Source organism: Streptomyces sp. MBT65 (genome assembly GCF_016612545.1).
In the GTDB taxonomy this organism is placed as follows: domain Bacteria; phylum Actinomycetota; class Actinomycetes; order Streptomycetales; family Streptomycetaceae; genus Streptomyces.
In genome coordinates, this window is sequence record NZ_JAENRY010000380.1 from 1 (window position 1) to 11,133 (window position 11,133).

Below are 11,133 nucleotides of genomic sequence, written 5' to 3' on the forward strand. Positions count from 1 at the left end.
ACCCCACTCCACCCCACCCCACCCCCCAGGCACCCGACCGAACAGCGCAGCGCATCCCGCCAACTCCGCACCACATCGCAGGAGGGGTTCACATCGCTACCGACCAGCCGAGCGCCACACCCCCGCGCTCGTTCCTCATCAGCGTCGTCCTGCCCTGTTACAACGAGGAGCAGGTCCTGCGCCGCACCCACGACCGCCTCGGCCGCGCCCTGCGCGACCTCCCGCACGAGATCGTCTACGTCGACGACGGCAGCACCGACGGCACCTGGCCGCTCATCCGGGACCTCGTCGCCGAGGCCCCCGCCGACACCCCCGGCCACGTCGTGCGCGGAGTCCGCTTCAGCCGCAACTTCGGGCACCAGGCCGCCGCCGTGGCCGGCCTCGCCGAGGCCACCGGGGACGCCGTCGTCCTGATGGACGCCGATCTCCAGGACCCGCCCGAGCTGATCCCGAGCATGACGGAGGAGTGGTTCAAGGGCTGGTCGATCGTCTCCGCACGGCGCGCCGCCCGCCACGGCGAGACCCGGCTCAAGAAGTCCACCGCCTACCTCTACTACCGGCTCCTGGCCAGGCTCAGCGACCAGCCCGTCGCCCTCGACACAGGCGACTTCCGGCTCCTCGACCGCAAGGTCGTCGACTTCGTGACCTCGCTCGGCGAGAAGGAGCTGTTCCTGCGCGGCGCGATCAGCTGGACCGGCTACCCCGAGACGAGCATCGCCTACGAGCGGGACGCCCGCGGCGCCGGCACCACCAAGTACACGCTGCCCAAGATGCTGGCGCTCTCCCGCACCGGCATCCTCTCCGGGGCCTCCGCCCTGCCGCTGCGGATCCCGACCTGTCTCGGCGCCGCCTCGCTGGTGGGCGCGAGCGCCGCGCTGGCCCGCGGCAACGTCCGACAGGCCGCCCGGTTCGGCTCCTTCGGGGCGCAGTCGCTGGCCTGCGGAGTGCTGGGCGAGTACCTGATCGGCGTCTTCCGCCAGGTCCAGGACCGCCCGCCCTACCTCGTGATGGAACGCACCGACTCGCACCGCGGCACCACCGCGCAGGCAACCCCCCTGGCCCGAGTGAAGGAGTGGGCATGACCACCGCCCGCAGGAACACCGAACCCCGTATGAACACCGACCCCGGTAGGAACACCGCCCCCCGCGGAACGAACACCCCCGCACCAGGCGGCGACACCCGGGACGCAGTGGTCGTAGGCGGCGGCTTCACCGGCCTCTCCGCCGCCCTCGAACTCGCCGAGCGCGGACACCGCGTGACGGTCGTGGAGCGCGAGAGCGAACTAGGCGGCCTGGCCGGGAGTTTCGACGTCGGCGACGGCCGCCGCATCGAACGCTTCTACCACCACTGGTTCGCCTCCGACCGCGAGATGCTCGACCTGTGCGAGCGGCTCGGCACCTCGGACGCCGTAGAGCCCCACCTCACCCGTACCGGCATGTACTACGCCAACACCGTCCACCGCCTCTCCCGCCCGCTGGACCTGCTGCGCTTCACCCCGCTGTCGCCCCTGGACCGCCTGCGCCTGGGCCTCCTCGCCGTGCGCGCCCGGCGCGTCACCGACTGGCGCGCCCTGGAGCACCGCACGGCCGAGGAGTGGCTGGTGTCCCTCGGCGGACGCCGGGTCTACGACGTCGTATGGCGCCCCCTGTTGGAGGGCAAGTTCGGCCAGTACGCCGGCCAGGTCGGGGCCACCTGGATGTGGACGAAGCTGGCGCTGCGCGGCGGCAGCCGCACCAAGTCGGGCAACGAGGTCCTCTACTACCTGCGCGGCGGCAGCGAGACCCTGGTCGACGCCCTGCACCGACGGCTGGCCGAACTCGGCGTGGAGGTGCTCACCCGCACCCCGGTCGCCGCGGTGACCACCGACGGCACCGGCGTCACCGGCGTCCGCACCGAGGACGGCACGCTCCTGCCCGCCCGGCAGGTCCTGCTCACCGTCGCCCCCGAGATCGCCGCGAACCTGCTCGCCGACACCGGCCCCGACGACCCGACCCATCCGGGCCATCCGGCTCATCCGGGCCACCCCGCGCTGCCCGCCCTGGAACGGCAACTGCGCGCCATCCGCTACCTGGCCAACGTCTGCCTGGTCCTGGAGAACAACCGCAGGCTCTCCGACACCTACTGGCTCAACGTCAACGACCCCTCGTTCCCCTACGTCGGCGTCATCGAGCACACCAACATGGACTCCCCCGGGCGGTACGGCGGCCGGCACGTCGTCTACCTCTCCAAGTACCTGCCGGCCGACGCCGAGCTGTACCGGATGAGCGACGAGGAGGTCTTCGCGTACAGCCTCCCGCACCTGCGCCGGATGTTCCCCGGCTTCGACCGTAGTTGGGTCGACGACTACCACGTCTGGCGTGCCGAGTACGCCCAGCCCGTGATCACCCCCGGCTACACCCGGGCGATGCCCCCGACGCGGACCGGCGTGCACGGCCTGTACCTGGCGAGCATGGCGCAGGTCTTCCCGGAGGACCGCGGCACCAACTACGCCGTCCGCGAGGGCCGTAGGGCCGGACTGCTGATGGCCGACCGGCTGCGCACCGCCCGCGGCGTGGCCGCGCGGCGAGCGGAGGCGACCTCCCGTGCCTGAGCTGCTCACCCTCGACCAGGCCGAGAGCCTCGGCATCGACCAGATCCACGACCTGTACGGAAAGCACGTCAGCCACAGCCAGGTCTCGCTGATCGGCTCCTTCGGCTTCGGCCGCGACCTCGTCGACAGCGCCGAGGGCGCCTGGATCCAGCTGCGGGACGGGCGCCGCGTCCTCGACTTCACCGGCGGGGTCGGCGTCCTCAACCACGGCCACAACCACCCCCGGATCCTCGCGGCCCGCGAGCGGTTCCAGCGGCGGCGGCGCATGGAGGTGCACAAGAACTACCTGTCGCCCTACGTCGCCGCGCTCGGCCACAACCTCGCCGCGCTGCTCCCCGGCGACCTGAACATCTCGTACTTCCCGAACTCGGGCGCCGAGGCCGTCGAGGGCGCCGTCAAACTGGCGTACAAGTACCACGGCGGCCGGCGCGGCACCGTGCTGCACACCGACATCGCCTTCCACGGCAAGCTGCTCGGCGCGGGCAGCCTCACCGCGTCCCCCGAGATCCACTTCGCGTACCCGCGGCTGCCGGGCACGGACTCCTTCGGCTACGGCGATCTCGAGTCCCTCCGGCTCGCCCTGGACCGGCACACCGACGAACGCGGGCGCAGCGACGTGTACGCGGTGGTGCTGGAGCCGTTCAGCGCCTCCAGCCTGCGCGAGTGCTCCGCAGAGTTCCTGTACGAGGCGCGCCGACTGTGCACCGAGCGGGACATCGTGCTGGTCTTCGACGAGGTGTACACGGGCTGGGGCAAGACGGGCCGGCTGTTCCACTTCATGCACCACCCAGGCCTGGTCCCCGACGTGGTGACGACGTCGAAGTCGTTCGGCGGCGGCAAATCCTCCATCTCCGGCTACATCGCCCGCGAGCCGCTCTTCCGCGCCGCCTACGACAATCTGCGCGACGCCACCCTGCACAGCACCACGTACTACGGCTTCGGCGAGGAGACGGCGACAGCGCTGGAGGCGGTCGCGGTCGCCGTCGAGGAGGACTTCCCGGAACGGGCCCGCGCCCTGGAGGAGATCCTCGCGCCCGGTCTCGCCGACATCGCCGCCCGCCACCCCTCCCTCGTGGCGGGCACCTCCGGCCGGGGCGCCCTGCACGGCGTCCGGCTCCGTCCGGGACCCCGGTTGCCGGCCGCCGTGCGGGACCGGATCCCCGTCCAACTGGCAAGGGACCCGCAGGCGTTCGCCAAGCTGCTCACCAGCGCGGTGATCGCCGCGCTCTACCGGGACCACGACGTCCTCACCTTCTTCGGCTCCAACCAGGAGATCGCGCTGATCGTGTCGCCACCGCTGGTGGCCGGCGAGAAGGAGGCCCGCCTCTTCCTGGACGCCCTCGACGCCGTCCTCGACCGGGGCGCACCCCGGCTGCTGGCGGACCTCGTAAAGGAGAAAGCGATGACGAGGAGCCCGCGGTGACGCGCGACGACGGACCACTGCGCACCGCCCTGCACACGAGCGGCCTGCACCCATACCGACGACGCCACCACCCCGCCCCTGAGAAGGCTGCGACGCCACGCACCGACGGACCACCGCGCACCGCCCTCCACGCAAACGGCCTACGCCCATACCGACGACGCCACCACCCCGACCCGGAAGAGGCCGCGACAACACGCGCCAACGGCCCGATGCGCGCCGCCCTGCACGCGAGCGGCCTGCGCCCGTACTGGCGGCGCCACTACCCCGACCTGCGCGAGGCGCCCGCGATGGCGGCGGCCGAGGCGCATCTGCTGGGCACCCTGCGGACGCTGCCGCTGACCCAGCGCGCCGGCTACGCGGCCGTCCTGCGGGCGCTGCCCCTGGCGTACTGGCTCACGACCGGCGGGCGCTCGCTGCGCCGCCCGGCCGACGGCGCCGGGGACGGGCGGCCGGGCCTGGGGACGCTGGCCGCGCTGCCGGGCTTCCGCGAGGTCGTCCGGTCGAGCACCGCGCTCGCCCTGTTGGGCGCCCTGGACGGCCGTAGCGGACAGGAGGTGGCCCGGTGAGGGCGCGAGACGGGCGGCGGCGGACCGTCGAGACGGACGTCCTGGTGATCGGTTCGGGTGCGGGCGGCTCCGTGGCCGCGCTCGAACTCGCGGCGGCGGGCCGCTCGGTGACCGTCCTGGAGGAGGGCCCCCGGGTCTCCACCGCGGCCCTCGCCACGGCCGGCCCGGCCGAGAACATGCGCACCCTGTACCGCAACGGCGGACTCACCCCCGTCCTGGGCACCCCCACCATCGTCTACGGCGAGGGGCGCGCCGTCGGCGGCACGACCCTGGTCAACGGCGGGCTGCTGTGGGATCCGCCGCCCGCGCTGCTGGCGCGCTGGGCGGCGGTGTCCGGCATCGACGGCTACCGCGCGGCGGACCTCGCGCCCCATCTGAAGACGGTCGCGGCCCGGCTCGGCGCGATCGTGCAGCAGCACGGCGGCCCCGACGCCAACCGTGACTCCCGGCTCCTGGCGGCGGGCGCCGACCGCCTCGGCTGGCGCTGGCAGCACGCCCGCCGTGTCGTCCAGGGCTGTCTGCACCGCAACCGCTGCACCACCGGCTGCCCCACCGGGGCCAAACAGAGCATGGCAGTCAGCTACCTGCCCCGGGCCGAGGCGCTGGGCGCCCGCATCAGCCCGGACACCCGTGTCCTGCGCCTCCTGCACGACGGCCGCACCGTGCGCGGGGCGCTCGCCACCGGCCCCGACGGCACCCGCACCGAGTACCGGGCCCGCGCGGTGTTCCTGGCGGCCGGCCCGCTCGGCACCCCCGCCCTGCTCCAGCGCAGCCATGTCCAGCGGCGCCGGGCGGGCCGGGAGCTGGCGCTCCACGTCAACCTGCGGACCGTCGCGCGCTTCCCGGAGCGGGTGGACGCGCAGGACGGCACCATCTTCACGGCGCAGCTGAAGGAGTTCGGCGACCGCGGCATCCTGATGATGCCGTCCAACCTCTCGCGCGGGGCGCTCGCCGCCGCGCTGGCCGGCCGCAGCCCGGCCGAGGTCGCCGGGTACCTCGACGACTACGACCGGCTGGGCGTCTACACCACGCAGGTGCGGCTGCACGGCACGGCCACCGTGCGCGCCCTGCCCGGCGGCGGGCAGCTGCTGCGGCACGGCATGACGACCGTGGACCACCGCGCTCTCGTCGAGGCGTTCCGCATCGGCTCCCGTCTGCTCCTCGCCGCCGGCGCCGACCGGCTGACGCCCCCGGTTTCCTCAGCGCCGCCGCTGAGCACCATGGCCGAGGTCGAGGAGTTCTGCCGCCGAGTCCGGCCCGGCGACTGGGAACTGGTGTCGGTGCACGGCATGGCGTCCGCGCGGATGGCCCGGGCGGAGCGCGGCGGGGTGTGCGACGAGCGGGGCCGGCCGCACGGCTTCGAGGGCCTGCGCGTGTGCGACGCCGCCGTCCTCCCCGGCGTCACGGGCATCAGCCCGCAGGGCACGATCATGGCCTTCGCCCACGAGATCACCGCCCGTTTCATCGAGGACGAGAGGACAGTGGCATGACGGAGATGGCACAGCGCCGGCCCACGGCGACCGGACCGGAGATCCGGCTGTTCACCACCGCCGCCTTCGTCGCCTCCTGCGTCGGCTTCGCCCTGATCGGCGCCCTCCAGTCCTTCTACGGCCCCTCGATCCCGGCCCTGCGTGAGGAGTTCGGGCTCTCCCCGGCCGCCGCGGGTGTCGGCCTGACCGCGCACTTCGTCGGCGGGGTGGCCGGCGTCCTCGCGTTCAACCGCGCCCACGACCGGGTCGGCAACCGCACCCTGCTGGGCGTCTCCTACACGCTCATGGCGTCGGGCTCCCTCGGCTTCGCGCTCGCCTCGACCTGGCCGCTGGCGCTGACCGCGGCGTTCGTCGCGGGCCTCGGCTTCGGCGGCATCGACTACGGCCTCAACCAGCTGTTCGCCATCGGTTTCGGCAACCGCAGCACCGCCATGCTCAACATCCTCAACGCGTTCTTCGGCATCGGCGCCGTGGCGGGCCCGGCGCTGATCGGAGCCCTGGGCGCGGACCACTACGCCGTCGCCTTCACGGCGTGCGGTGTGCTGTCGGCCGTCCTGCTGCTCTTCCTGCGCGGCGTGCGCCAGCACAACCCACCGCCCCCGCCGGCACCCCGGGGGACCGCCGGCGGCACACCGCACGTCAGGGTCTGGCTCCTGCTGGCCGCGTTCATCGCGCTCTACGTCCTGCACGTGGGCGTGGAGGCGGGCGTCGGCGGCTGGGAGCCCACCCACCTGGAGTCGGTCGGCTACGGCGCGGGCTTCGCCGCCTCGGCGACCTCCGTGTTCTGGCTGATGATGACGGTGGGCCGCTTCCTGGTGGTCCCGCTGACCCTGCGCTGGCCGGAACACGTGATCATCAAGGTCAGCTGCGCGGGCATGGCCGTGTGCCTGGCGGCGGCCACCGTCCCCGCCGTCGCCCCCTTCATGTACGCGGGCGTGGGCCTCTTCATCGCCCCGATCTTCCCCACCGGCCTGCCCTGGCTCACCCGCACCGTCCCGCTGGCCCGCCGGGCCGGCGCCCATGTCATCGCGGCCTCCATGCTGGGCGGGGTCGCGGCGGGCCCCGCCCTGGGCGCGATGATCCAGTCGGCCGGGGCGCGCTCGGTGCCCTTGGTCCTGTGTGTGATCTCGGTGGCGTGCCTGGGCACGTCGATGTGGATCGACCGCTCCACCCGCGAGCGGGGACCTGTCTGAGCGGCACCGGGGGCAGGCCTCCCGCACCGCCCCCTCGGGCCGGCAAAAGGCTTCCACCTGCGGGCCGTTGGTCCATATGGGGGCGGTGAAGGTTACACTCGCGGCCGGCAGCAGGGGGCCCTCGGGGCACAGGAGTCACAGGGGAGGCCGCGATGGCGGTGAACGCGAAGAAGATCGCCGTCTATGTGCTCGTGGTCTTCGCGCTGTACGTGATCATCACGGACCCGTCCAAGGCGGCCGACTACGTCCAGATAGGCTTCGAGGGCATATCGGACGCCGCGAAGGCCATCGGCGACTTCATGACCTGGCTGGCCGACGGGGCGCAGTAGCCGACCACCCGGGAGCGCGCAGATGATCCGCCACCTCGTCCTGTTCAAGCTCAACGAGGGCGTCCGGCGCGACGACCCGCGCGTCGTCGCCGGCGTCGAGGCCTTCCGCCCGCTCGGCGACCTGATCGACGACCTGCGCTTCTGGGAGCTGGGCTGGAACATCAGCGACCGCCCCATCGCCTACGACTTCGCGATCAACTCGGCGGTCGACGACGCCGACGCGCTGAAGCGGTACGTCGAGCACCCCGCGCACCAGGCCGGCGTCGTGCTGTGGCGCGAGTTCGCCACGTGGGTGATCGCCGACTACGAGATCTGAGCACCGCACCCGAAAGCCCCCTGCTGTCACGGCAGGGGGCTTTTGTTGCTCAACACGGCTTAACAAGGTATTAGGCGGTGCTTGCACACAGTGCACATGTCTTGTGATGCTATGACCGCTTTTGACGGATGAGTTGACCTATTGAAGAGGTGTGGCGTTGACCGTGTCGGCCAGTACAGCGCCGCCCCAGGACGAGGCACCCGTCCAGCCCCCGGTGGCAGCCGCTCCGCCGCGCAGCCGCGGCGCCGACACCCGGGCCCTCACCCAGGTGCTCTTCGGCCAGCTCAAGGGGCTCCAGCCGGGTACGCCGGAGCACAACCGGGTGCGCGGGGCGCTCATCGAGGCGAACCTCCCGCTCGTGCGCTACGCCGCCGCCCGCTTCCGCTCCCGCAACGAGCCGATGGAGGACGTCGTCCAGGTCGGCACCATCGGTCTGATCAACGCCATCGACCGCTTCGACCCGGACCGGGGCGTGCAGTTCCCGACGTTCGCGATGCCGACCGTGATCGGCGAGATCAAGCGGTACTTCCGTGACAACGTCCGCACGGTCCATGTCCCGCGCCGGCTCCACGAGTTGTGGGTGCAGGTCAACGCGGCGACCGAGGATCTGACGACCGCCTTCGGGCGCACCCCCACCACCGGCGAGATCGCCGAGCGGCTGCGCATCGGCGAGGACGAGGTGCTGTCCTGCATCGAGGCCGGGCGGTCGTACCACGCGACCTCCCTGGAGGCCGCCCAGGAGGGCGACGGACTGCCCGGCCTCCTCGACCGGCTCGGCTACGAGGACCCGGCCCTGGACGGCGTGGAACACCGCGACCTCGTCCGCCATCTCCTCGTCCAACTCCCGGAGCGCGAACAGCGGATCCTGCTCCTGCGCTACTACAGCAACCTCACCCAGTCACAGATCAGCGCGGAACTCGGCGTCTCCCAGATGCACGTCTCCCGGCTCCTCGCGCGCAGCTTCCAGCGACTGCGCTCCGCGAACCGCATCGAGGCATAACCGAAAGCGCGAGCGAGCTGTCACCGTTACGAACGAATCGCCCACCAGGCCACTTCCCGACAGTTCTGCGCTGAAAAACCGTCAGACCCCCTTTTTCCAGGGCCGATTCGTAACAGACAAGTCGACATGTCACTACAGCGTGTTGCCGACATGTGACATTCTGCCGGAAGCGCGTTTGCCGTGGCCCAGGCTCCGGTATTCAGGTGAAGGCACCGCTCCCCCGACGGGGGCGATCGCCGCGACCGTCCCGCGACCCAAAGGGGGTGGCATGTCCGCAGACCAGGGCAGCTCGAAGGTGCTCACGCTCACCAAGAGCGAGGCTGAGCCCGCACTCGACGCCGTTACGGTCCTCGAGGCCGTACCCGCCGTACCGGCCCCGGCCCTCCCGACCACGGGAGCCATCGACACCCGCACCCTGTCCCGCTCCCTCTTCCTGCGGCTCGCCGCACTCGACGAGAACAGCCCCGAGCGCGGTTACGTACGGGACACCCTCATCGAGCTCAACCTCCCGCTGGTGCGTTACGCCGCCGCGCGTTTCCGCTCCCGCAACGAGCCGATGGAGGACATCGTCCAGGTCGGCACGATCGGCCTGATCAAGGCGATCGACCGCTTCGACTGCGAACGCGGGGTGGAGTTCCCGACGTTCGCGATGCCGACCGTCGTGGGCGAGATCAAGCGCTTCTTCCGCGACACGTCGTGGTCGGTGCGGGTCCCGCGTCGCCTCCAGGAGCTGCGGCTGGCCCTCACGAAGGCCAGCGACGAGCTCTCCCAGAAGCTGGACCGGTCGCCCACCGTCCCCGAACTCGCCGCGGTCCTGGGCGTGTCCGAGGAGGACGTCGTCGACGGCCTCGCGGTCGGCAACGCGTACACGGCCTCCTCGCTCGACTCCCCGGCCCCCGAGGACGACGGCGGCGAGGGCTCCCTGGCGGACCGCCTCGGCTACGAGGACACGGCCCTGGAGGGCGTGGAGTACCGGGAGTCCCTGAAGCCCCTCCTCGCCAAGCTCCCGCCCCGCGAGCGCCGGATCATCATGCTGCGCTTCTTCGCCAACATGACCCAGTCACAGATCGGCGAGGAGGTCGGCATCTCCCAGATGCACGTCTCCCGCCTCCTCACCCGCACCCTGTCCACCCTGCGCGAGGGCCTGATCTCGGACTGACCCCAACAGGGTCACAAGGGTCCCTGTGTGAAGAATCGTCAACTGCCACGCCGCAGTGGCACGACACGGACAACTGGCCGCCGAGGCACCCCCATCGGGTGCGTCGGCGGCCGTCGTCCGCACAGCGGAGACGACGGCGACGATGATCGCGCGGCGATCGCCCCATCCCGGCCATCCACTACGACGGCCCGCCCGCCCGGCAGCGTGACACCGATACCGCCGGCCGACCCCAAGTCGACCGCCACGACCGGGACTTCAAGAACCGGACCCACACCAGGACCGGCGTCCGGCCCACCGCCCCGGCCGCTCCACCTCGGGCGCCAAGTCCGGCCGTAGCAGCACGCATGCGCCGCCACCGACCTCAACAGCCAGCCCTACGACGGCCCTTGCCGCCCTCGGCCGGGGCGATCCGCCCGCAAGGCAGCCCCCGCGCCGATCGCGGCCGGCGCGGGCACGAAAAAACCTGGCAGCGCGGTCGGCGCTACATCGCCGCCAGATACACCACCGCCGCCACGACCAGCACGGCGACCACGACGCCGATGATCAGGCCGACGCGGGGTCCGGCGGAGGCGGCGGTCTGCTGCTGCGGTCCGCCCTGGGGGGTCTCGTCGACGAAGGCACGGAACATCTGGGTGCTGCCGGCGGGGTCGTAGTTGCCCTCGGGGCCCTGGGTGTTTGCCATGGGGCGAGACACTAGCGAATCCCCGGGGGACACCCAAGTGCGGGGCCTCGCGCGACCACCCCCACCTGTGGGTTTACGTTCAGAAACGCTTGCCTTTGCCAACTTTTTACGCCGCACCCACCCCGTTTTATTTGCCTGTAGCAACCAACCTCTCTTATGGTTGCCCTAAGCAACGAACATGAAGGGTCAGGGGAGGTGTGATGGCCGAGCAGGCGCAGTACGAGGAGCTGATGCGTCAGTTCAGTGCCTTCGGCGCCGTACGCAGGGAGCTGGGACGGATCCTGCCGTCCGACTGCCCCGGCGGCTCCGCGGCCTTGCTCATCCGCATGTCGCCGTACCGGCCGAGCAGGGTCAGTACGGCCGCGGAGCCGCCGGGGCAGTCGGA

General features: G+C 71.9%; 11 protein-coding genes and 1 pseudogene. 11 read left to right on the plus strand and 1 reads right to left on the minus strand.

All coding sequences use genetic code 11. The features are described 5' to 3' along the window. The 10 genes from JHN63_RS45345 to JHN63_RS45390 form a co-directional block, all read left to right on the plus strand. A partial coding sequence (locus JHN63_RS45345; RefSeq protein ID WP_200690984.1) for a glycosyltransferase family 2 protein occupies positions 1 to 1,082 on the plus strand: 1,082 nt, incomplete at its 5' end. Continuing rightward, a complete protein-coding gene (locus tag JHN63_RS45350; RefSeq protein ID WP_307782141.1) occupies positions 1,079 to 2,590 on the plus strand; it encodes an NAD(P)/FAD-dependent oxidoreductase in 1,512 nt (503 codons plus the stop codon). The genes JHN63_RS45345 and JHN63_RS45350, both read left to right, overlap by 4 nt. Further along, entirely contained in the window at positions 2,583 to 4,013 is a 1,431-nt protein-coding gene (locus JHN63_RS45355) for an aspartate aminotransferase family protein (RefSeq protein WP_200690985.1), read from the plus strand. Before JHN63_RS45350 ends, JHN63_RS45355 begins: the two co-directional genes overlap by 8 nt. After that, positions 4,010 to 4,579 carry a hypothetical protein gene (locus JHN63_RS45360; protein ID WP_200690986.1) on the plus strand — a complete coding sequence of 190 codons (570 nt, stop codon included), beginning with the start codon at positions 4,010 to 4,012 and terminating at the stop codon, positions 4,577 to 4,579. The genes JHN63_RS45355 and JHN63_RS45360 overlap by 4 nt, the downstream gene beginning before the upstream one ends. Next, a complete protein-coding gene (locus tag JHN63_RS45365; RefSeq protein ID WP_200690987.1) occupies positions 4,576 to 6,069 on the plus strand; it encodes an FAD-dependent oxidoreductase in 1,494 nt (497 codons plus the stop codon). The genes JHN63_RS45360 and JHN63_RS45365 overlap by 4 nt, the downstream gene beginning before the upstream one ends. Next, positions 6,066 to 7,262: a sugar MFS transporter gene (locus JHN63_RS45370; protein WP_200690988.1), complete on the plus strand. Its 1,197-nt coding sequence runs from the start codon at positions 6,066 to 6,068 to the stop codon at positions 7,260 to 7,262. Before JHN63_RS45365 ends, JHN63_RS45370 begins: the two co-directional genes overlap by 4 nt. 152 nt (positions 7,263 to 7,414) lie before the next feature. Then, positions 7,415 to 7,591: a hypothetical protein gene (locus JHN63_RS45375; protein WP_019073295.1), complete on the plus strand. Its 177-nt coding sequence runs from the start codon at positions 7,415 to 7,417 to the stop codon at positions 7,589 to 7,591. Between the two features lie 22 nt (positions 7,592 to 7,613). Further along, positions 7,614 to 7,907, plus strand: a complete 294-nt coding sequence (locus JHN63_RS45380; protein WP_200690989.1) for a Dabb family protein — start codon at positions 7,614 to 7,616, stop codon at positions 7,905 to 7,907. Positions 7,908 to 8,058: 151 nt separating this feature from the next. After that, positions 8,059 to 8,907, plus strand: coding sequence for an RNA polymerase sigma factor SigF (locus tag JHN63_RS45385; RefSeq protein ID WP_200690990.1), 849 nt, complete (start codon positions 8,059 to 8,061; stop codon positions 8,905 to 8,907). Between the two features lie 268 nt (positions 8,908 to 9,175). Continuing rightward, positions 9,176 to 10,066, plus strand: a complete 891-nt coding sequence (locus tag JHN63_RS45390) for an RNA polymerase sigma factor SigF (RefSeq protein WP_019073292.1) — start codon at positions 9,176 to 9,178, stop codon at positions 10,064 to 10,066. 481 nt (positions 10,067 to 10,547) lie between these two features. Here the strand turns inward: JHN63_RS45390 and JHN63_RS45395 are convergent, their stop codons facing one another. Further along, positions 10,548 to 10,748 carry a hypothetical protein gene (locus JHN63_RS45395; protein WP_200690991.1) on the minus strand — a complete coding sequence of 67 codons (201 nt, stop codon included), beginning with the start codon at positions 10,746 to 10,748 and terminating at the stop codon, positions 10,548 to 10,550. Between the two features lie 200 nt (positions 10,749 to 10,948). On the opposite strand from JHN63_RS45395, the pseudogene JHN63_RS53455 reads away from it, so the two are divergent. Beyond that, a pseudogene (locus JHN63_RS53455) lies at positions 10,949 to 11,133 on the plus strand (MarR family transcriptional regulator); the annotation flags it as partial.